General features: G+C 64.1%; 20 protein-coding genes. 7 read left to right on the top strand and 13 right to left on the bottom strand.

Going from position 1 to position 20,015, the window contains the following annotated elements; genetic code table 11:
• Positions 1 to 127: 127 nt before the first annotated feature.
• The 5 genes from TSA1_RS18290 to TSA1_RS18270 all read left to right on the top strand — a co-directional run bounded on the left by TSA1_RS18290 (position 128) and on the right by TSA1_RS18270 (position 4,750).
• A complete protein-coding gene (locus tag TSA1_RS18290) occupies positions 128 to 946 on the top strand; it encodes a chromate resistance protein ChrB domain-containing protein (protein WP_142252259.1) in 819 nt (272 codons plus the stop codon).
• Positions 946 to 2,331, top strand: coding sequence for a chromate efflux transporter (gene chrA / locus TSA1_RS18285; protein WP_100177572.1), 1,386 nt, complete (start codon positions 946 to 948; stop codon positions 2,329 to 2,331). Before TSA1_RS18290 ends, chrA begins: the two co-directional genes overlap by 1 nt.
• Positions 2,332 to 2,541: 210 nt before the next feature.
• Positions 2,542 to 3,702: a sensor histidine kinase gene (locus tag TSA1_RS18280; RefSeq protein ID WP_245448335.1), complete on the top strand. Its 1,161-nt coding sequence runs from the start codon at positions 2,542 to 2,544 to the stop codon at positions 3,700 to 3,702.
• 294 nt (positions 3,703 to 3,996) lie between these two features.
• Positions 3,997 to 4,371, top strand: coding sequence for a response regulator (locus TSA1_RS18275; protein WP_100177571.1), 375 nt, complete (start codon positions 3,997 to 3,999; stop codon positions 4,369 to 4,371).
• A 166-nt stretch (positions 4,372 to 4,537) separates the two neighbouring features.
• A complete protein-coding gene (locus TSA1_RS18270) occupies positions 4,538 to 4,750 on the top strand; it encodes a hypothetical protein (protein WP_100177570.1) in 213 nt (70 codons plus the stop codon).
• Between the two features lie 58 nt (positions 4,751 to 4,808).
• Here the strand turns inward: TSA1_RS18270 and TSA1_RS39755 are convergent, their stop codons facing one another.
• Positions 4,809 to 4,952 (bottom strand): hypothetical protein, encoded by a 144-nt coding sequence (locus TSA1_RS39755; protein ID WP_174718963.1) that lies wholly within the window; start codon positions 4,950 to 4,952, stop codon positions 4,809 to 4,811.
• 530 nt (positions 4,953 to 5,482) lie between these two features.
• Complete coding sequence (locus TSA1_RS39750) at positions 5,483 to 5,653, bottom strand: hypothetical protein (protein ID WP_174718962.1); 171 nt, start codon at positions 5,651 to 5,653, stop codon at positions 5,483 to 5,485.
• Positions 5,654 to 5,959: 306 nt separating this feature from the next.
• Between TSA1_RS39750 and TSA1_RS18265 the strand changes: the two genes are divergently transcribed.
• Both TSA1_RS18265 and TSA1_RS18255 read left to right on the top strand, forming a co-directional pair.
• On the top strand, positions 5,960 to 6,997 hold the full coding sequence (locus TSA1_RS18265; protein ID WP_100177569.1) for an alpha/beta fold hydrolase: 1,038 nt from the start codon (positions 5,960 to 5,962) through the stop codon (positions 6,995 to 6,997).
• A 250-nt stretch (positions 6,998 to 7,247) separates the two neighbouring features.
• Positions 7,248 to 7,712 carry a hypothetical protein gene (locus TSA1_RS18255; RefSeq protein WP_100177567.1) on the top strand — a complete coding sequence of 155 codons (465 nt, stop codon included), beginning with the start codon at positions 7,248 to 7,250 and terminating at the stop codon, positions 7,710 to 7,712.
• 918 nt (positions 7,713 to 8,630) lie between these two features.
• On the opposite strand, the gene TSA1_RS18250 is transcribed toward TSA1_RS18255, so the two are convergent.
• The 11 genes from TSA1_RS18250 to TSA1_RS18200 all read right to left on the bottom strand — a co-directional run bounded on the left by TSA1_RS18250 (position 8,631) and on the right by TSA1_RS18200 (position 20,014).
• Positions 8,631 to 10,175, bottom strand: coding sequence for a GMC family oxidoreductase (locus TSA1_RS18250; RefSeq protein ID WP_100177566.1), 1,545 nt, complete (start codon positions 10,173 to 10,175; stop codon positions 8,631 to 8,633).
• A gap of 4 nt (positions 10,176 to 10,179) precedes the next feature.
• Positions 10,180 to 11,730 (bottom strand): ABC transporter substrate-binding protein, encoded by a 1,551-nt coding sequence (locus tag TSA1_RS18245; RefSeq protein WP_100177565.1) that lies wholly within the window; start codon positions 11,728 to 11,730, stop codon positions 10,180 to 10,182.
• Positions 11,731 to 12,143: 413 nt separating this feature from the next.
• The gene (parC, locus tag TSA1_RS18240) at positions 12,144 to 14,402 is read right to left on the bottom strand and encodes a DNA topoisomerase IV subunit A (protein WP_100177564.1); all 2,259 of its coding nucleotides are present in this window, start codon (positions 14,400 to 14,402) and stop codon (positions 12,144 to 12,146) included.
• Between the two features lie 60 nt (positions 14,403 to 14,462).
• Entirely contained in the window at positions 14,463 to 14,738 is a 276-nt protein-coding gene (locus TSA1_RS18235; protein ID WP_100177563.1) for a hypothetical protein, read from the bottom strand.
• A 99-nt stretch (positions 14,739 to 14,837) separates the two neighbouring features.
• Positions 14,838 to 15,590, bottom strand: a complete 753-nt coding sequence (recO, locus tag TSA1_RS18230; RefSeq protein WP_100177562.1) for a DNA repair protein RecO — start codon at positions 15,588 to 15,590, stop codon at positions 14,838 to 14,840.
• 89 nt (positions 15,591 to 15,679) lie between these two features.
• On the bottom strand, positions 15,680 to 16,060 hold the full coding sequence (locus tag TSA1_RS18225; protein ID WP_100177561.1) for a hypothetical protein: 381 nt from the start codon (positions 16,058 to 16,060) through the stop codon (positions 15,680 to 15,682).
• Between the two features lie 21 nt (positions 16,061 to 16,081).
• Positions 16,082 to 17,008, bottom strand: a complete 927-nt coding sequence (gene era / locus TSA1_RS18220) for a GTPase Era (protein WP_100177560.1) — start codon at positions 17,006 to 17,008, stop codon at positions 16,082 to 16,084.
• A complete protein-coding gene (gene rnc / locus TSA1_RS18215; protein ID WP_100177559.1) occupies positions 16,998 to 17,834 on the bottom strand; it encodes a ribonuclease III in 837 nt (278 codons plus the stop codon). Before rnc ends, era begins: the two co-directional genes overlap by 11 nt.
• Positions 17,831 to 18,595, bottom strand: coding sequence for a signal peptidase I (gene lepB / locus TSA1_RS18210; RefSeq protein ID WP_100177558.1), 765 nt, complete (start codon positions 18,593 to 18,595; stop codon positions 17,831 to 17,833). The genes rnc and lepB overlap by 4 nt, the downstream gene beginning before the upstream one ends.
• 250 nt (positions 18,596 to 18,845) lie before the next feature.
• Positions 18,846 to 19,265 (bottom strand): holo-ACP synthase, encoded by a 420-nt coding sequence (acpS, locus tag TSA1_RS18205; RefSeq protein ID WP_100177557.1) that lies wholly within the window; start codon positions 19,263 to 19,265, stop codon positions 18,846 to 18,848.
• Positions 19,262 to 20,014 (bottom strand): pyridoxine 5'-phosphate synthase, encoded by a 753-nt coding sequence (locus TSA1_RS18200; protein ID WP_100177556.1) that lies wholly within the window; start codon positions 20,012 to 20,014, stop codon positions 19,262 to 19,264. The genes acpS and TSA1_RS18200 overlap by 4 nt, the downstream gene beginning before the upstream one ends.
• Position 20,015: the final 1 nt, after the last annotated feature.

Here is a 20,015-nt window from a genome sequence, read left to right as displayed (position 1 = left end):
AGCCGTCCCCCGGATTGACAGTGCTTCTTAGTTTCGGTGTAATCTGCGCCATGGGGATTTGAGCGATCTCCCCACGAGGCGACATGCCCAAGTATCGCGTCCCGTCTGTTTCTTGCGAGGACGCAAAATGTCTACATTCACGACCATATCATCCGACAAACTGGCGCGCCTGATCGGCACGGCCAATGCTCCTGTCCTGATCGATGTCCGCACCGAGGAGGATTTCGCCGCCGACAGGCGGCTGATTCCCGGCTCGATCAAGCTCAGCCACGAGACCGTCGCGGAATGGGGCGGCGCATTTGCCGGCCGTTCGGCCGTCGTCTCCTGCCTGCGCGGCGCCAAGCTCGCACAGGGCACGGCCGCCTGGCTGAGGCAGCTCGGCGCCGAGGCCGAAACCCTGGAGGACGGCTTTGAGGGCTGGAAGGCGGCCAAGCTGCCGCTGGTCGATGCCCGCAAGCTGCCGCCGCGCGACGCCAAGGGGCGCACCGTCTGGGTGACGCGGGCACGGCCGAAGGTCGATCGCATCGCCTGCCCCTGGCTGATCCGCCGCTTCGTCGACCCCAACGCGGTCTTCCTCTATGTCGCGCCCTCCGAGGTGGTCGCGGTCGGCGAGCGCTTCAACGCCGCCCCCTTCGACATCGAGAACGTGTTCTGGAGCCACCGCGGCGAGCTCTGCACCTTCGACGTCATGATCGAGGAGTTCGGCATCGCCACTCCGGCCCTGCTCCGGCTGGCGACGCTGGTGCGCGGCGCCGACACCGCGCGGCCGGATCTTGCCCCGGAGGCACCCGGACTGCTCGCGGCCTCGCTCGGGCTGTCGCGGATGTATGACGACGACCTCGAACAGCTCGAGGCCGGCATGACGCTGTACGATGCCTTCTACCGCTGGTGCCGCGATGCGACGGCCGAGACCCACAATTGGCCGACCAACAAGGTGAAGGCGTAATGGACATCCGTAACGTTCAAGCAGGAGCTGATGCCGGTCACGGCATCAGCTTCAACGAAGCGTTTCGCGTCTGGCTTCGCGTCGCCTGCCTGAGCTTCGGCGGGCCCGCGGGCCAGATCGCGGTGATGCACCGCATCCTGGTCGAGGAGAAGAAGTGGATCTCCGAAGGCCGTTTCCTGCATGCGCTGAACTATTGCATGCTGCTGCCGGGCCCGGAGGCGCAGCAGCTTGCGACCTATGTCGGCTGGCTGATGCATCGCACCAAGGGCGGGCTGATGGCGGGCGGGCTGTTCATCCTGCCCGGCATCATCGCCATCATGGGCCTCAGCTATGTCTACGCGGCTTTCGGTAACGTCAGCTTCGTCGAGGCGCTGTTCTTCGGCCTGAAGGCCGCCGTGCTCGCCATCGTCGTCGAGGCGGTGGTGCGTGTCGGCAAGCGCGCGCTGAAGAACCGCGTCATGATCGCGCTCGCAGGCATCGCCTTCGTCGCGATCTTCTTCTTCGCGGTGCCCTTCCCGATCATCATCATCGCCGCCGGCCTGATCGGCTATGCCGGCGCGCGCAGCGGTCGGCCGGAGTTCGCGCCGGCCGGTCACGGCCATGGCGGGAGCGGCGCCGCGATCGACAGCATGCTCGGCGAGGCCGTCCCCGATCACGTCAAGCCCAACACCGCGCGCGCGATCCGCGTCGGCGCGTTGTGGCTGGCGCTCTGGCTGGTGCCGGTCGCCGTGTTGTTGCTCGCGCTCGGCCAAGGCAACGTTTTCAGCCAGATCGCGCTGTTCTTCTCGAAGATGTCGCTGGTCACCTTCGGCGGCGCCTATGCCGTGCTGGCCTATGTCGCCCAGCAGGCGGTCGAGCATTATCACTGGCTGAAGCCGCACGAGATGCTCGACGGTCTCGGCATGGCCGAGACCACGCCGGGCCCGCTGATCATGGTGCTGCAGTTCGTCGGCTTCATGGCAGCCTTCCGCGACCCGAGCGGGCTGTCGCCGATGCTCGCGGCCACACTCGGCGGGCTGCTCGCGACCTGGGTGACTTTCACGCCCTGCTTCCTCTGGATCTTCGTCGGCGCGCCCTATATCGAGCGCCTGCGCGGCAACACGGGCCTCGCCGGCGCGCTCAGTGCAATCACCGCAGCCGTGGTCGGCGTCATCCTCAACCTCTCGATATGGTTCGCGCTGCACACGCTGTTCCGCGAGACCGTGCCGGTGCACGCCTTTCCGCTGAACTTCGATATGCCCGTGCTGAGGAGCGTCGATATCCCAGCGCTGCTGCTGGCCATCGCCGCCGCAACCGCGATCTTCCGGTTCAAGCTGGGGATGCTGACGGTGCTGGCGGGAAGCTGCGCGGCGGGTGTGGGGCTGAGGCTGGCGGGGGTGATTTGAGGCGCGCAGGGTCGCGCCGGCGAATTTTCACCTCACCGGTTCCACACCGGCCTGCAAACCTCAGCTAGGTCTTGCAATGCCTCGTCGCCTCTGGCGGCAGCGTGGTTGTGACGGGGACGGCCAGTAGCTATACTCAAAGTTTGGCGTTGCGGACCGCAGGCAGATGCGCGCTGGATGTGGCCTGCACTCATCTCGTTGGGGGAGTTCGCTTTGAGCAGTTCTACCGGGCGGAGAGAGTATGAACGCCTGGCTGACTTCATTCGACACAACCACGCCCCTATCGTGAAAGAATGGACGGAGTTCGCTCGAACCCTGTCACCGGCCAGCGACAAGATGTCAAAGCTGGCTCTGGAGGATCATATCGTCGATCTTCTCGGGTTTGTGGCGGACGACCTCGAAACCGTACAAACCCCGCGGGAAAGGTTGGACAAATCGCGGGGCGACGGCGCGCAAGATAACGCCTTTTCTCAAAGCGCCGCTGAGCTTCATGCCGCTCTACGTCTCGCCGACGGCTTTGACATCGATCAGATGGTCTCGGAATACAGGGCGCTTCGTGCAAGCGTCGTCAAGCAGTGGGTTGCGCACCATCGGATCCTTGCCGATACCGATATCGAGGATTTGACGCGGTTCAACGAGGCGATCGATCAGGCCGTAACGGAATCGGTGGCGCACTATACGAAGACGATAAATGACTCGCGTAATCTGTTTCTGGGGGTCCTTGGCCACGATTTGCGCAATCCCCTGGGCGCCGTTTCGATGGGCGCCCAGTGGATCGAGCGATCTGGAACAACCGACGCAAAGCAGGCCAGGGTCGTTTCGGAGATCAAGCTGGCGGCAGGCCGGGCGACCCAAATTCTGAACGATCTGCTCGATCTCACGCGCTCATCTTTCGGCACTCAGATCCCTGTTACAAAGAGCAAGAACGACGTTGCGGCCTTATGTCAGGAAATCGCGGATGAGTTTCGCTCCGTCAACGCAGATCGGAACTTTCAGGTCACGCATGAGGGTGATCCGTTGGTTTCCTGCGACCCCGCTCGCCTGGGACAGGTGCTGTCCAACCTGATGGGCAATGCCGTCCAGTATAGCGACGTAGCGACCCCGATCACCGTGACTGTTGCAGGCAACGATCCAGATGCCGTGACGATCAACGTGCACAATCTTGGGTCTTCAATCCCGCTTGAGACTCAAAGATCGATCTTCCAATCCTGGACGCGAGGGCAGGATGCTGAAAACCCGTCCGTGCACGGCACTCACCTGGGTCTTGGCCTCTACATCGCAAAATTGATCGTCGAAGCTCATGGCGGCGAGATTTCTGTGACATCCGACGAGCACACAGGCACGTGCTTTTCGATCCGATTGCGGCGCGAATGATCAGTCAAGCCAGGAAGAGCGCTGCGGCATTCGACTGGCCAGCCTTATTCGACTGGCCAGCCTTGCGGCGATGAGCGAGGAAGGCGGCTAGACGCGAGCGCGGCGAGCTCCACGATGGAAGCCGCGGCAGCGCATGGCCAATCACCTCCCGCTGATCGCCAGCCGCATTGGGGACGCCGCGAAGATTGTCCGAAAAGAACCGGCCACTCGGAACGTCGGCTGCCGTGACGGCTTAAGAGCGTGACTGCGGGGATGTCCCGGCCGGTGGCGTCTTCCGCGTGCGAAAGGAATGATATGCTTGAGCAAAGCTCGCCTCGCGGCACTTGCGTCCTCGTGGTCGAGGATGAGCCGATGCTTCTCCTGATGGCGAGTGACATCGTCGAGGATGCAGGACTGCATCCGCTCCTAGCCGGCAATGCCGATGAGGCCATCAGGATACTTGAAGCCCGACAGGATATCTGCGTGGTCTTCACAGATGTCAGGATGCCTGGTTCGATGGACGGCATTCGGCTCGCGACGGCCGTTCGGGAAAGATGGCCACCGATAAAGCTTCTGGTCGTCTCGGGTCATCTCATCAACGGTCCAGAGCTGCCAGACGGGGCAAAGTTCTTCCGCAAGCCCTATCCGTCCGCGGCAATCCTTTCAACGCTCCGCGAACTTGCGGCCTGAACGGCAAGATGGCAAGCGCGCTCACAGACGTTTCCTGGGGCATCCGTGCCTCCGATCTCCCCTCGCGAGGGGATCAATAGACGCTCAATCTGCAAATAGCTGTCTTTACCGGGATCACCGGACTGCAGCGCAAGGAACGGGACCGCATCAGAGGCGTTCCTCCAGCATGGCCGAACCGCTCCCGACTATTATCGAAAACTCGCTTCAGATTGCTTGGGACTTCCTGGACCGCTCAGGTGGAATTGCCGACCCGCAGCAGGCGGCCGAAATCTTGCTGGACAGCATCAAAACTCAAATTCTAAAGGGCGAGAGCCGCACGTTGATGCTTTCCAATCGAGCCATTGCCGCTTTCGAGCAGCGTCAGAAAGCTCCATGCTAGGGCGGCGGACGAATGCTGCTCGCAGGCTCCCGCGATAGCTATCCATATGACGTGCCGATCAGTCCCTGTCGGTCGCCTCTTCCCGAAAGACAGGCCGTGTGTGGCCAAGCTCGATTTTTTGGGCCAGTTGAGCCCGTTCCTTGTCTGCAGGCTGATCTTCTCCCCGTACGCGCATGATGCCGTGGTCTGATATCTTGGTCATGGTGACCTCCTGCTAGACCAAGCCCCGCCCCACCCCAACGTTCCAAATATCGGGCTTGCTTCGACGTCACACGAAGGAGTGATCCCTCTGCTATGACGGGCGCGTCCGGAATAGTCGCCTTAACTGCCTCCACTTCACCTCGATCCATCGATGAAGCCGGCGGCCTTGAAAATTGCCGCCCTCTGGAAGCAAATCGAGTGTGAACGAAGCGTTCCCTTGTCGTCTCGGCGGGAACGAGGGCTCTCTGCTGCAGAGGAAACTAGGACGCGAGCAGAGCACCCAACCTTCAAAACGGCTGGACGCGCGCGCATGCCGGGATCGCTGAGCGTTTCCGCCTTTCACTCGACCGAGCACAGGTCGGCGCCGTACGGGGACGAAAGCCACCTTCAGTTTGTGCCATCCACCCCGGGGATGCCCCATCGTCAGGCGCGTATCTGGCGATGGGCCGATTCCCCGTGAAACCTCGCGAGAGTTTCTCCCCGTCATGGTCGACTTAGTACGCAAGAACAGCCGATTTCGATCTGCGACTGTTAGTCGGCGGTCTTTTCCTCGTCCTTGTGCTCGCGCGAAGCGTCGCGATTATCTTTCGTCTGTTTCGCATCGCCGGGCTTTTTCCCAGCCATATTTCCGGGATTGTAGTGGTATTTGCCATCCGGATTCTCGCCGGGTTGCTTCTGATCGGGTTTCTTGTTGCTTGTCATGAGAAGTTGCTCCTTTGAAGGACGTAACGGGCTTGAACGGAAATCAATGGTCGATGTTCCAGTTTGGTCGGTTGATCTGGCGTTCGAGCGGATTTCGTAGTCGAGTAAGGCACTCAACCGCGCGAAAAGCCCGCCTGCGAGACGCGACAACAGCCCATGACAGGTGCGAACACAACGCACCTCCTGCAGGCTCGCCAGGTCACTCCAATTTGTGTTGGAACGAAAGCTCAACCGCCCCCGTTGACGGTGAGCTGCAACATTTCTCAATTGCCTGAGTCATCGTGCAGACCACCTGAGGTACTGCAAATGGCTCTCGCGCGAACACGCTCCCACTCCCTGTCGTCCGACTACGTCGTTGCCTTGCAACGACATCCTCTGCTTGCGACCTTTGCCGCGGCGGCTTCCCTTCTCGGGGTGGCAGCGATCGTAAACCAGCGCCTCGCCAGGAAGGCCGAACGCGATAACCCGCCCCGTGGGCAGTTCTTGGATATCGACGGCGCGCGGCTGCACTACGTGGAACGCGGCGAAGGACGTCCCCTGGTGCTCCTTCACGGCAACGGCAGCATGATCCAGGATTTCGACTCCAGCGGGCTGATCGACCTGGCGGCCAACGGCTACAGGGTGATTGTATTCGATCGTCCCGGATTCGGTCATAGCTCGCGGCCGCGGAACGTGATCTGGACTCCCGAAGCACAGGCAGATCTGATCCGGAAGGCGCTTGATCGGATAGGCGTTAAGCAGGCAATCGTGCTTGGACATTCATGGGGTGCTTCCGTCGCTCTTGCGCTGGCGATAAGACATCCGTCACGTGTCGAAGCCTTGGTGCTGGCATCGGGCTACTATTTTCCAACCGCCCGCGCCGACGTAACGGCCTCCTCGGTATCTGCAATGCCTGGGGTGGGCGATGCCATCAGCCACACGATCTCGCCGATCCTCAGCCGCATGTTGTGGCCAGCCATGTTGCACAAGATGTTCGGGCCTCGGTCGGTCCCCGATAAGTTCGATGGCTTCCCCAAGGAGATGGCGGTGCGACCATCGCAGATGCGTGCCAGCGCGGCGGAAGCGGCCTTGATGATACCCGCTGCGCTTGAGTCATCGAAGACCTATGATCAGATCGATATCCCGACCATTATTATCGCAGGCGACGAGGATCGTCTGATCGACATCAACGAGCAGTCGGTCAGACTGCACGGTGAGATCAAGCACAGCAAATTGCATCGCATCGCTGGAGCGGGTCATATGATTCAACAATCCGCCACGACCCAGTTGATGGCTGCCATCGACGAAGCCGCCGCAGCGACCGGCATGGGCGGAAATGCCCCGCATATGTTCGCAAAGGCTTAGGACGCTTCTCGAAGGGCTGGCTTGCCATCCGAGAAGTCGACCCATGACGTCTGCATCAGGAAGTTCTGGTGAGTGGCCTCTGGCCATTCCCCGGACAAGCTCGCGCGCAGCAGCATTCTCCGCTTGTGGAGGGCATCACCGAAATTAACCCTGTCGGCAAATGATCTTCCCTGGTCCGACGCCCCGCCGACAAGTTGCCTCATTGGCGCGGAGAATTCTCTGCAGCACTGACGTCGGTTGGAGGCGCATTATGCTGAGAATGGCGTTGCTGGGCCTCCTGATCCTGCTGAGTGTGGGGATGCTGTCGGCCATGGAGCTGAGAACTCCGCCACGCCGCGTCACCGTGATCGCCGAGCCGCCTGCCGAACAAACCACAAGCCCTTCTGCGTCACATGGCGCGCTGGCGAAGGCTGATCGGCTTGAAATCTCCGCCGTGAGCAGCGAGACGCCGACACAGGCACCTCCGGCCGAGGACCGCATCGCCCCCTCGCAAGACGTCCATATCGGCTCGTCCGAGCCGAAGCCGACCGTCCGTCATCGGCACCATCCGAAGAAGCTCGCGACCGCTCAGCTCAAGCCGAAGCCAAGAGCGATCCCCGTCAAGCAGGCCGCCAATCCTCAACGCTCAAAGGCCGCAGGCAATCCCGAGCCCTGCCGGCTGAAGGCGTTTGGTGGCTTGCTCAAGGCATTGAATATGAGCGGGTGCGAGATCTGAAGATGCTTCCGAGCGCGGCTCGCATCGACCGTTGCCCGTCGGGCAGAACAGCCCGTCAATTTGCACTGACCGCTTGTCAAGCCCCACCTCGCAAAATATTCCACTTTACCGAAATTCGGATTTATCGTACACACAAGACACCCTGGCCCGAGACAAGGGGCGGATCGCGATCGTCACGAACCGCGGGCTGGGCAGCGATGGACGCGACGGCGTCGGCGCGATGGGCATTGCAGGGCGGGCAACCGTGCGCAATGGCTTTCCGCGCATACGACACGGCGCCGACAGCGTCTTCGCATGGCTTCGGGGGCGAGCACACGCCACCCCCCGGATTCCCAGCGAGGACGTGCGTGGACGGAGAAGTCGTGTGGTCCCGACGCCCGGGGTTCTGGCGCCAAGTCTTGCGGTGATGGAGCGGCCGACCGGCACGCGCATCAGCATTCCCGCAAGGCGACGGGGGCAATAGTGCAACGCTCCCCGAGGAGAGCACGAAGGACACCGTTAAAACCATTCGCGCAGGGAAGGCCGGGCGACCGGCAACACCTGTGGTCCACCCCGTGTGCATTTCTATCGCGCACGGATCTCGGGTGCCAGCCGGCGCCCGGCCTTCCCTGCGCCCTTGTCTCTTTGGGCGCGGCACATGAAGCAAGACTCGGGCGAGATGCGTCGCGAGAAGGCGAACGCGCGTCTGCTGTTTGAAATGTGAGTTGGAGCGCAATGGCCCCGCCAACTGCTCCGTCATTGCGAGCGCAAAACCATGACCGTCACCCTGAGGTGCGCGCTCAGGGGCGCATCGCGCCACTGAGCAAGCCTCGAAGGGCGACGGCCCGGCTCTCGCAGCGGGGCCGTTCATCCTTCGAGGCTCCCGGCGCGATGCCTTGCATCGCGCCACTCGCACCTCAGGATGACGGACGGCAGAAACTACCGCATCATCATCCGCGCGATCGCTTCGCCAATCACCACCGTCGTGAAATGCGTGTTTGCGCGGCAGTCGGACGGCATGATCGAGGCGTCGGCGACGCGCAAGCCCGAGATGCCCTTCACGGTGCCATCGGGGTTGACCACGCCACCGGCATCATTGGCGCCGGACATGCGGCAGCTGCCGGCGGCGTGCTGGATGTCGCCGGTCTCACGGCGCAGCACCGCGTCGAGCTCGTGATCCGGCAGCGCGGCGGCCTGCGGCAAGGTCAGATCGGTGTCGGCGAGCCTGATCCAGTCGGCGATGCCGGAGAGCGCCGGCTGCGACGTGATCACCGCGAGCCGCCTCACCGCATCGATCATGCGCAGCATGTCGCGGGGATCGGCCAGCATGTTCTCTTCGACGACGGGATCGATGGTGGGGTCGGCCGAGGCCAGCTTGAGCGTGCCGCGCGAGTACGCGTTGAACAGCCCTGCCCCGATCGCGCCCGGTACGCCGATGCCGCGATGGTTGAACGCGATCAGGATCATGTCGCGCTTGCCGCCATCGGCAAGGCCCGAGGAATAGGCCACGCAGCAATTGGTGTGGCGGGTGTCGGGATCGGTCGGCCGCAGATTTTCGTGGAGCTGGATCGTGGCGCGAAACAGCGGATGGTCGAAATAGTGGCGGCCGACCGGCAAATCGCGCGCGACCGCGATCCCCATCGCCTTCAGCTCCTCGGCAGGACCAACGCCCGAGCGCAGCAGGATCGCCGGACTGTGGATCGCGCCGGCGCAGAGCACGACCTGGCGCGCGCTGATCTCGTGAGTGCCCTGCCCTTCGATGTGAACGCGGACGCCGGTGGCGCGGCCGTCGCTGATCAGCACGCGATCGACCAGCGCGTGGCCCCGGATCTCCAGATTGGCGCGGCCGCGCGCGGGCTCCAGATAGCCCTCATTGGTGCTGATGCGGCGCAGGTCGCGGCTGTTGATGGGATAGCAGGCAACGCCCTCGCCATCGGGGCCGTTGAGATCGGCGCACCAGGGATAGCCGCTCGCCAGCGCCGCATCGCGCAAACCGCGGTCGATCGGACCCCATGTCTCCGGCGGCGCGCGATAGACCGGCAGCGGCCCGCCGCTTCCGTGGCCCTCGGCATCGCCGAACTCGAAATCGTCCTCGATCACGGAGAACAGCGGCATCACCTCCTTCGCCGACCAGCCGGTGCAGCCATTGGCCGCCCATTCGTCGAAGGCATCGGCGACGCCGCGGATCGCGATCTGCCCGTTCATCATCGAGGAGCCGCCGAGTCCCTTGCCGCGCCAGTAGAAGCGCGGCTCCTGCCCGGCCACCCGGCGCGACAACAGATCAGGCCACTGCCATTTCTCCTGGTACTCGCGCTTGTGGATGATCGGGATCGGGTTCGGCGTCCTCACCTCCCAGGGCGCCTCATCGGCGCGCCAGTCGCGGCCGGCTTCGAGCAACAGCACGCGCCGTGCGGGATCCTCGGACAGCCGCGCCGCAACCGCAGCGCCGGCAGAGCCGCCGCCGACAACAATGACATCGTACATCGCGTTATTTCTCGACGTTCCAGAACACGGGGATGGCGGACGGTATCAGACCGCGCAAGGTGGCGCGATAGGCCGCGGGCTGCGCAAATTGTCCCCACGGGATCGCGGGGGCCTGATCGTACATCACGCTCTGGATCTGCCCGGCGATTTTCTTGCGGTCCTCCTCGGCCGGCGCCTTGGCGAAAGCTTCCATCAAAGGCGTGATGCGTGGATCGCACTGCCAGCCGGTGAAATCGGCGCAGTTGAACGCGACCATGACGTTGGTCAGCGGCGAGCCGAGATCGAAACCGCCGGCGTGAACGCCATAGACGCTCCAGCCCTCCTTCTTGGCGCGGCGCGCCAGCACGCTCGCCCAATCCATCACCTGCAGATCGACGTTGAAGCCGGCGGCCTTCAGCCGCTCCGCCAGCACCTGCGCCGAGACGCGGGGGGCTTCGAGATCGTTGGCCTCCATCACGACGACGGGCTCGCCGGCATATTTGGTCGCCTTCAGCGCGGCCTTGGCCGCCTCGATCGAGGGCTTGGCGGCGGCTTCCGTGCCGGCCTTGCTCTCATAGGTCGTGCCGCAGGTGAAGAAGGTGGCGCAAGGCGTCGCGTATTTCGCATCGAGGCCGAGGGCATCCAGCACCTCGCGCTGATCGACCAGCTTCCACAGCACGCGGCGGATCTCGGGATCGTCGAACGGCTTCGACGCGGCGTTGAGGCGATAGGCGCCGGCGAACATGTTGCCACCGGTGAAATTGACGAGCTTGACGCGGGAGTTTTTCTCCAACTGCGGCAGCAGGTCGAACGGCGCATATTGCATGAAGTCGACCTCGCCGGCCTGGAGCGCGGACGCCGCGGTCGCACCATCTGGGATGACGCGGATCTCGAGCGCATCGACGTTGACGCGCTTGCCGCCGGCGAGGAAGTCGGCGGGCTCGGGGCGCGGCAGATAGTCGGCGAACTTCTTCAGGATCATGCGATCGCCGGTGCGGTGATCGGCCTTGCTGTAGACGAACGGGCCGGAGCCGATGATCTCGGTGATGCGCTGGTCGCCGGGTGTTTTCGCGATGCGCTCGGGCATCATGAAGGCGACCGGGCTGACGGGATTGCCAAGCGCGTCGATGACGAGGCCGGAGGGCTCCTTCAACGTCAGCACGAAGGTCTTCGCATCGGTCGGCTCGAGCGAGGCCGTGATCGCAAAGATGCGGCGGCCAAGCGCGCTGCGGGTGCCCCAGCGACGCAGCGACGCCACGCAATCGGCCGCAGTGACCGGCTGACCGTCATGCCATTTCAGGCCGTCGCGCAGCGTGAACGTGTAGGTCAAACCGTCCGCGGAGACCTTCCAGTCCTGCACCATCTGCGGCTTGATGTCGCCCTTGGAGTCTTTCGCGAACAGCGTGTCGAACACCATGTAGCCGAACGTGCGCGAAATATAGGCCGTGGAGAAATGCGGATCGAGCGTGACGATTTCCGCCTCGAGCACCGCGACGAGATTGCCCGCGGCATGCGCTGGCGCCGCGACAATCGCGAGGCCGAGCAACGCCGGAATGAACGTCCTGAGTTTGAACATTGGTTTCTTCTTGCCTTGGCGAAACGGTTACGGTCGCCAGCAAAAAGCAATGTTCGTGCCCATACCGCGAAGCTACGTATGCGCTCACGACTATCAGCCGCGCGTTTGCACGATGCAGGTCAAAGTGCGCTGTTACCACCTCTCGTCATTGCAAGCGCAGCGAGGCAATCCAGAGTCTATCTGCGGCGGCAGTCTGGATCGCTTGACTGCGCTTGCAATGACGGAGGAGAACCGAATGGAGTCACGCTCTCTCGTGCCCCGGACGCGGCGCAGCGTCCCCGGCGATGCGAAGCATCGTCCGGTGCGGTGCGCTGCAGAGCCGGGGCCCATCTCGCCGCGTGCTCTGCCGACGCTGGGTCCCGGCTCTGCGCAGCAGCGTTTCACGCTGCAGCGCGTCCGGGACAAGAGAGCCCCTACCCGATCACTCGCCCGAACTTGTTCGACTTCGGGAAACCCTTCGGCGGCAGGCGGCCGGCGTCGGCGCGGGTGCCCTTCCACTCGCTGAGCTCCTTCATGGTCGCGGAGAATTCGCGGCCCGCGGAGTCCTTCCAGGTCAGGCCGGCCTTGGCCTCGAACACGGCAATGTCGGAGAGGCCGCCGTCCTTGTACTTCTGCAGGCGCACGCCGCGGCCGCGCGCCATCTCCGGCACCTGGTCGAGCGGGAAGATCAGCATCTTGCGGTTCTCGCCGATGACCGCGACGGTATCCCCCAGCACTTCGGTGATCGCGCGCGCCTCGTTCGGCATGTCGACGTTGAGAACCTGCTTGCCCTTCTTGGTGGTGCCGACGCAATCGTCCTCGTTGACGACGAAACCCTGGCCCTCGTGGCTCGCGACCAGGAATTTGCGTCCGCCCTTGTTGACGAACAGCGCGACGGGCGCGGCCTCCTGCTCGAGGTCGATGAACAGGCGGATCGGCTCGCCGTGACCGCGTCCGCCCGGCAGCTTGGCGACGTCGAGCGTGTAGAACTTGCCGTTGGTGGCGAACAGCAAAAGCTTCGATGTCGTCTCGGCGAAGAACGCAAAGCCCAGCTTGTCGTCCTGCTTGAAGGCGAGCCCCGAGAGGTCCTCGACGTGCCCCTTCATGGTGCGGATCCAGCCCTTGTCGGAGACCACGACCGTCACCGGCTCGCGCTCGACGAGAGCTTCCTCCATCGCGGCGAGATCGTGCTCGGGCGCATCGGCGAAGGTGGTGCGGCGCTTGCCGAGCGGCGTCTTCGGCCCGAACATGTCGCGGACCTTGCCGACCTGCTCGCCGACCTTCTTCCACTGCTCGGCTTCGGAGGCGAGCACCGCGTTGATGCCCTTGAGCTCGGCGCGGAGGTTCTTGTCCTCGGTGCGGATCTCCATTTCCTCGAGCTTGCGCAGGCTGCGCAGCCGCATGTTGAGGATGGCTTCGGCCTGCACCTCGGTGAGCTTGAACGCCGCCATCAAGGCCGGCTTCGGCTCATCCTCGGTGCGGATGATCTTGATGACCTTGTCGATGTTCAGATAGGCGATCAGGAAGCCGCCGAGCACTTCCAGCCGGTGCTCGATCTGCGCCTTGCGGTAGTTGCTGCGGCGGATCAGCACGTCGCGCAGATGGTCGAGCCATTCGCGCAGGCACTCCGCCAGCCCCACCACCTTGGGGACGCGGCCCTTGATCAGCACGTTGAGGTTCAGCGGAATCTTGTTCTCGAGCTCGGTGAGCCTGAACAGCGATTCCATCATCAAGGCGGGATCGACGTTCTTCGACTTCGGCTCGATCACGATGCGGACGTCTTCGGCCGACTCGTCCCTGATGTCGCCGACCAGCGGCAGCTTCTTCTGGTCGAGCAGCTCGGCGACCTTCTCGATCAGCCGCGATTTCTGCACCAGGAAGGGAATCTCGGTGACGACGACGACCCAGGTGCCGCGCGCGCCCTCCTCCTGCGTCCACCGCGCACGGACGCGGAACGATCCGCGGCCGGTGGTGTAGGCCTCGGCGATCGCCTGCTTGGAATCGACGCAGATACCGCCGGTCGGGAAATCGGGCCCCTTCACCCACCGCATCAGCGCCTTGGACTTGGCGTCGGGCTTCTCGATCAGATGCAGCGCGGCCTCGCAAAGCTCGGCGGCATTGTGCGGCGGGATCGAGGTCGCCATGCCGACGGCGATGCCCTGCGCGCCGTTGGCGAGCAGGTTCGGGAAGCCGCCGGGCAGCACGACCGGCTCCTTCGACTGGCCGTCGTAATTGGGGCGGAACTCGACGCCGTCCTCGTCGATGCCTTCGAGCAGGAGGCGCGCGACATCGGTCATGCGCGCTTCGGTGTAGCGGTAGGCGGCGGGATTATCGCCGTCGATATTGCCGAAATTGCCCTGGCCGTCGACCAGCGGGTAGCGCGAGGAGAAGTCCTGCGCGAGGCGCACCATGGCGTCGTAGATGGCCTGGTCGCCGTGCGGATGGAACGAACCCATCACGTCGCCGACGATCTTGGCGGACTTCTTGAACGCCGTGCCGGGGTCGAGCCTGAGCAGGCGCATGCCGTAGAGGATGCGCCGGTGGACCGGCTTCAGGCCGTCGCGCGCGTCGGGCAGCGCGCGGTGCATGATGGTGGAGAGCGCATAGGCGAGGTAGCGCTCTTCCAGCGCCTCCTGCAGCCGGACCTCGTGAATTTCGGCCGGTTCTTCCGGCGGAACGATTCGTTTTCCCATGCCGCCCGGTTAAACCGTGGAAGGAAATCGGGCAAGGATGGATTGGTTCCCGGGGGCGGCCTATTGGCCGGCCCAGCCGGCCGTCACAGTCGGGGTCTGGGCCTGGCTAGGTGCCGGCGCATTGGTCAGGCAACGCCGGGCGGCCTCGATTTCGGCCTCCGTCGCGCCCTTCGACCGGGCCCATGTCTCTGCGGCTGCAGCGGAATATTTGGCCACATAGTACCGCACGACGGTGCACGAGGCGCGCCGGAACACGCCCGGCTGCGGCTCTCCGGCCATGGCATCAGGCGCAAACGCGAGCAGCGCCGCGGACAAGGCGAATCCCCTGATCAACATTTAGGCTGTCCCCGTTGTGGAACCTCAGGGCGAACTCGACCACCCCGATTTCGTTCCGGGGAACCTCATGTGAAGGAGCAAGGCAGAGTCCCGCTTTGCTCATGGCGCGGAGATGGCCGCCCTCGCCTGCTGCCGGGTCAGGGCGTTGATGAAGCCTGCCCGCGCGTCGGAATGGCCCTGCCCGCGCGGCTCCAGCACGTGGCGCTGCAGGAAGAGGCCCGTCAGCTGAAAGCCATCCTGCAGATCCTGGTCCGTGAGCTCGCTGGCGGTCTCGCCATGACGCAGGAAAGGCGGCAGCCGCAGCAGCCGGTCGCGCCACGGCTCGCCGGCGCCACGCGACACCGCCCCGCCGGATTTCGGCGAGACATAGATGAGGTCGGTGGTCTCGCCGGTCACCGCGCAATTCTCCAGTGCCAGCCCGAAACCGAGTTCGGCCAGCATCGCCAGCTCGAAATGGATCAGGTGGACGGCAGCGCTGCCGATGTCGTCGAAATCATCCAGCGAATGTTCGAGCAGCGCAAAAATCTCCTCGTGCGGATCGCGTTCCGGCAGCAGCCGCGCGACCGAGGCGAGATGGGTGACGCCGTAGACCCCATGGGACGATCCCAGCAGCGTGGCCGCGCGCAGCTTCAGCCCCTCGATGGCATAGGTGCCGAGATGCTCGTCGAGCCGCGCCCGCCACACCGCGCTGACGCTGTTCCCCGGCTGCAGCAGCGGCCGCAGCCGCGAGCTGGCACCGCCACGAACAAGACCGAGATGCCGGCCATGCGCGCGGGTCAGGAGCTCGACAATGGCGCTCGATTCGCCATGCCGCCGCACGCCCAGCACGATGCCTTCGTCGGTCCATTCCATGTGGATAGATTACAGGATTCCAGCGAGGAGCGCAGCGCTCTCGTCACCGTCATTCCGGGGCGCCTCGAAGAGGCGAACCCGGAATGACGCTAGGCGTTGAACCAGCCCTGCGCGTCGCCGCTGAAGGAGAAATACAGGCCCATCGTCGTCAGCGCGCAGGACACGATCTCGATGGCGCTGTCGAGCTCCAAGCCCTTCTCGCCGATGATCTGGCCGAGCGATATCACCGACAGCACGAGCGCTGCCGCCAGCACCCAGCGCGGCCAGTTCTTGCGCCCATGCGCGGCGAGCCGGACGAAGTAGACCAGCAGCAGAATCATGCCGCCGGCGAGCAAGGTCGCCGTCATGATCATCTGCTCGGTCATCTCGGCATTGGGCGTGCGGTCCTGCACCGCGACCGAGACGGCATCCAGCATCAACGATGCATAGAGCAGCGCTTCGAAGCGCCGGACGTTGGTGGGCACGCTCATCGGATACCGATCTGTTCTTGGTTATTCTCTCGGAAAGTCCAGGCCCATCTCGCGGTAGCGATCGGGATCGTCGCCCCAGTTCTCGCGCACCTTGACGAACAGGAACAGATGCACCGGCACGTCCAGGATCTGCATCAGCTCCTTGCGCGAGTCCGCGCCGATCGACTTGATGGTGGCGCCGCCCTTGCCGAGCACGATCTTGCGCTGGCTTTCGCGCTCCACGAAGATCGTCTGCTCGATGCGCACCGACTTGTCCTTGCGCTCCTCCCACTTGTCGGTCTCGACCGTGGACTGGTAGGGCAATTCCTGGTGCAGCTTCTGATAGATTTTTTCGCGCGTGATCTCGGCCGCCAGCTGCCGCATCGGCGCGTCGGACATCTGGTCCTCAGGGTAAAGGAACGGACCCGGCGGCACCATCTCGGAGAGAGTCTTGCGGAGGTCGTCGACGCCGTCGCCCGAGATCGCCGCGATCATGAAGGTGCGCGCGAACTTCATGCGCTCGTTGGCGGCCTGCGCCAGCGCCAGCAGCTTCTCGCGCTGGACCAGATCGACCTTGTTGATGACGAGAATCTTCTCGTGATTGACGCTGGCCGCCTTGGTGAGGATTGCCTCGGCCTCCTCGTCGATCCCGGTCTTGGCGTCGAGCAGCACGCAGACGAGATCGGCGTCATGCGCCCCGCTCCAGGCGGTCGAAACCATGGCGCGGTCGAGCCGGCGCTTGGGCAGGAAGATGCCGGGCGTGTCGACCAGAATGATCTGTGCGTTGTTCTCGATGACGATGCCGCGGATCAGCGCGCGCGTGGTCTGCACCTTGCGCGAGACGATCGTGACCTTGGCCCCGACCAGCGCGTTGACCAGCGTGGACTTGCCGACATTCGGCGCGCCGATCAGCGCAACGAAACCGCAGCGCGTCGCAGGGGGCGTCTCGCCGCTTGCTTCAGCCGTCATTGCTGCCGCCAACACCTTCTCGCTCGATCATCACTGAAGCCGCCACCTTCTCTGCCGCGCGCTTGCTGCCGCCGATGCCTTCGGCCGGCGCGAGCCCCGGCAGGTCCACCGCGACGCGGAATTGCGGATCATGATGCGGGCCGGTGCGCTCGACCTCGCGGTAAACCGGCGTCGGCAGCCCCTTCCCCTGCGCCCATTCCTGCAGCACGGTCTTGGGGTCGCGCAAGGGACGGCGCGGCTTGTGCATGCGCTCGGTCCAGTTGCGCTTGACGAATTCGGACGCCGCCGCGTAGCCGCCGTCGAGGAAGACGGCGCCGATCACGGCCTCGCAGATGTCGCCGAGGATGGACTTGCGCAGGCGCGCGTCGGCGCTGGAGCCGACCGAGCCGAGCTTGATGTCGTCGAGCAGACCGAGCGACTTGGCGACGTCGGCGCAGCTCTCCTTGCGCACGAGCTCGGCAAGTCGCTTGGACAGCTCGCCCTCGTCGGCGTTGGGGAACGCATGATAGAGCATGTCGGAGACGACGAGCCCGAGCACGTGGTCGCCGAGGAATTCCAGCCGTTGATAGCTGTCGCCGCGCTTGCGCCCGGACTTCAGCGCCGAGACATGGGTGATTGCCTGCATCAGCATGTTCGGGTCGGCGAATTTGTGGCCGATGCGCGCCTCGAGAGCCGCGTTGGCATCGGTGCCCTTGGTCTTGCTGCTCCGCGTCCGCTTCTTCTTCGCGGGCGCCTTGCCTGCAGCAGCCCTGGTCGCAGCTTCGCCGTCGAGGCCCGCTTGTGCCTCGATCGGTTCGGCCGCGATGTCCTTGGCTTCGTCTTTCATCGGACGATTTTGAAGAAGCGATTCCAGCGCACCGCCCACGGCCAGCGCCAGAACATCCAGGCGTGCTCGCCTTCGCCGATGGAGAAGAAGATCATCTGGGCGCGGCCGATCAGATTCTCCTGCGGGACATAGCCGACCTGGCCGAGAAAGCGGCTGTCGGTGGAGTTGTCGCGGTTGTCCCCCATCATGAAGAAATGGCCTGATGGGACTGTGTAGACGTTGGTGTTGTCCACATAGCCGTTGTCGGCGCAATCGAGCGTCTCATAGGACACGCCGTTCGGCAGCGTTTCCTTCCAGCGCTTCACCCGGGAGATGCCGCCACCTTCCGAGCCGCACGGCTCCTCGCCGACATATTCGCTCATCCGCTGCCGCTCGACCGGCGTGTCGTTGATGTAGAGCAGCCCGTCCCGCATCTGGATGCGGTCGCCGGGAAGACCGATCACGCGCTTGATGTAGTCGGTGGAATCGTCCTTCGGCAGCCGAAACACGACGATGTCGCCGCGCTGCGGGTCCGAGCCCCAGATCCGCCCGGAGAACAGCGGCGGCGAGAACGGAATCGAATAGTGGCTGTAGCCGTAGGAATATTTCGAGACGAACAGATAGTCGCCGACCAGCAGCGTCGCCTTCATCGAGCCGGACGGGATGTTGAAAGGCTGGAACAGGAAGGTGCGGATCACCAGCGCGATCAGGAGAGCGTGGATCACGACCCGGATCGTTTCGCCGACGCCGCTCTCAGTTTTCGTTCCCGAAGTCACGCTCATTGCTCTCTCAATTCCGGCCGGCGATCACAGAGCGCCCTCCTCCAGCGAACGGCCCACCGGTTCGCGGCGCAAGGAGATTGTCCTGATTCTGACAGTGAGGGCCAATTCCGGCGTAAAGCCGAATTCGCCCAGGCTGATTTGCGTCCGCGGACTTTTAGACGGTTGTCGGAGGCCACGCAATCAAGGATCGCATCAAAATTGGATAAGGCATTGATTTATAATCGATAATCATGAAATATCCGAGACCCCGTCAGGGTTTCGGCAGCGGGACGGCGGAAATGATGACGAAGGCCTGCGCCAGCGGCCAGTCGTCGGTGATCGAAAGGTCGATCCTGGCCTCGAACCCCTCAGGTGTCAGGGCCTGAAGCCGGGCCAGGGCGCCGCCAGTCAGTTGCATGGTCGGCCGCCCGCCCGGCAGGTTGACCACCCCCATGTCGCGCCACCAGACGCCGCGCCTGATGCCGGTGCCGAGCGCCTTGGAGCAGGCCTCCTTGGCGGCGAAGCGCTTGGCGTAGGTCGCAACCACCATCTTCTCGTTCTTGGCGCGGCGCTCCGCCTTGGCCCGCTCGGCCGCGGTGAAGATGCGGTCGAGGAAGCGCTCGCCGTGACGCTCGATCACCTTGGCAACGCGGGTGATGTCGATCAGGTCGGAGCCGATGCCGATGATCATGCCCGGCTCCGACCGCGGTCCATCGCCGCGCGCATGCTGCGCACCGTCTCGGCCAGCCCGACGAACAGCGCTTCGCCGATCATGTAATAGCCGATGTTGAGCTCCATGATCTCGGGCAGTGCCGCGATCGTCTCCGCCGTCGCATAGTCGAGCCCGTGCCCGGCATGGACCTCCAGCCCGGCCGCCCTGGCCAGCTTCACCCCCGCCACGATCCGCTTCCACTCGGCCTCGGCTTTCTCGGTGTGGCCGTCGGTGACGGCGTCGCACCAGGCGCCAGTGTGGATCTCGATCACGGGCGCGCGCAGCCGCGCCGCCATCTCGATCTGGGCGGGATCGGCGGCGATGAACAGCGAAACCCGAATACCGGCATCGCTCAGCCGCGCAATATAGGGCGCGAGCGCATTGTGCTGGCCGACGACGTCCAACCCGCCTTCGGTGGTCACCTCCTGCCGACGCTCCGGCACCAGGCACACGGCGTGCGGCTTGGTGGCGAGCGAGATGCGCATCATGTCGTCGGTCGCCGCCATCTCGAAATTGAGCGGCTTGGAGATCTCAGCCTTCAGCCGCGCCATGTCCTCGTCGCGGATGTGCCGGCGATCCTCGCGCAAATGGGCGGTGATGCCGTCGGCACCCGCTTCGATCGCCAGCAGCGCTGCGCGCACCGGATCGGGATGGCGACCGCCGCGCGCGTTACGCACGGTTGCGACGTGATCGATATTGACGCCGAGGCGAAGCGGAATTGCGGGCATT

The organism is Bradyrhizobium nitroreducens, from assembly GCF_002776695.1.
GTDB lineage: Bacteria > Pseudomonadota > Alphaproteobacteria > Rhizobiales > Xanthobacteraceae > Bradyrhizobium > Bradyrhizobium nitroreducens.
Note: the sequence above shows the minus strand (reverse complement) of the source record. Positions and strands in the feature narration are given on the sequence as shown.

Coding starts and splice junctions, on each gene's coding strand:
- TSA1_RS18290 (WP_142252259.1), top strand. CDS start 128: ATGTCTACATTCACGACCATATCATCCGACAAACTGGCGCGCCTGATC.
- chrA (WP_100177572.1), top strand. CDS start 946: ATGGACATCCGTAACGTTCAAGCAGGAGCTGATGCCGGTCACGGCATC.
- TSA1_RS18275 (WP_100177571.1), top strand. CDS start 3,997: ATGCTTGAGCAAAGCTCGCCTCGCGGCACTTGCGTCCTCGTGGTCGAG.
- TSA1_RS18270 (WP_100177570.1), top strand. CDS start 4,538: ATGGCCGAACCGCTCCCGACTATTATCGAAAACTCGCTTCAGATTGCT.
- TSA1_RS39755 (WP_174718963.1), bottom strand. CDS start 4,952: ATGACCAAGATATCAGACCACGGCATCATGCGCGTACGGGGAGAAGAT.
- TSA1_RS39750 (WP_174718962.1), bottom strand. CDS start 5,653: ATGACAAGCAACAAGAAACCCGATCAGAAGCAACCCGGCGAGAATCCG.
- TSA1_RS18265 (WP_100177569.1), top strand. CDS start 5,960: ATGGCTCTCGCGCGAACACGCTCCCACTCCCTGTCGTCCGACTACGTC.
- TSA1_RS18255 (WP_100177567.1), top strand. CDS start 7,248: ATGCTGAGAATGGCGTTGCTGGGCCTCCTGATCCTGCTGAGTGTGGGG.
- TSA1_RS18250 (WP_100177566.1), bottom strand. CDS start 10,175: ATGTACGATGTCATTGTTGTCGGCGGCGGCTCTGCCGGCGCTGCGGTT.
- TSA1_RS18245 (WP_100177565.1), bottom strand. CDS start 11,730: ATGTTCAAACTCAGGACGTTCATTCCGGCGTTGCTCGGCCTCGCGATT.
- parC (WP_100177564.1), bottom strand. CDS start 14,402: ATGGGAAAACGAATCGTTCCGCCGGAAGAACCGGCCGAAATTCACGAG.
- TSA1_RS18235 (WP_100177563.1), bottom strand. CDS start 14,738: ATGTTGATCAGGGGATTCGCCTTGTCCGCGGCGCTGCTCGCGTTTGCG.
- recO (WP_100177562.1), bottom strand. CDS start 15,590: ATGGAATGGACCGACGAAGGCATCGTGCTGGGCGTGCGGCGGCATGGC.
- TSA1_RS18225 (WP_100177561.1), bottom strand. CDS start 16,060: ATGAGCGTGCCCACCAACGTCCGGCGCTTCGAAGCGCTGCTCTATGCA.
- era (WP_100177560.1), bottom strand. CDS start 17,008: ATGACGGCTGAAGCAAGCGGCGAGACGCCCCCTGCGACGCGCTGCGGT.
- rnc (WP_100177559.1), bottom strand. CDS start 17,834: ATGAAAGACGAAGCCAAGGACATCGCGGCCGAACCGATCGAGGCACAA.
- lepB (WP_100177558.1), bottom strand. CDS start 18,595: ATGAGCGTGACTTCGGGAACGAAAACTGAGAGCGGCGTCGGCGAAACG.
- acpS (WP_100177557.1), bottom strand. CDS start 19,265: ATGATCATCGGCATCGGCTCCGACCTGATCGACATCACCCGCGTTGCC.
- TSA1_RS18200 (WP_100177556.1), bottom strand. CDS start 20,014: ATGCCCGCAATTCCGCTTCGCCTCGGCGTCAATATCGATCACGTCGCA.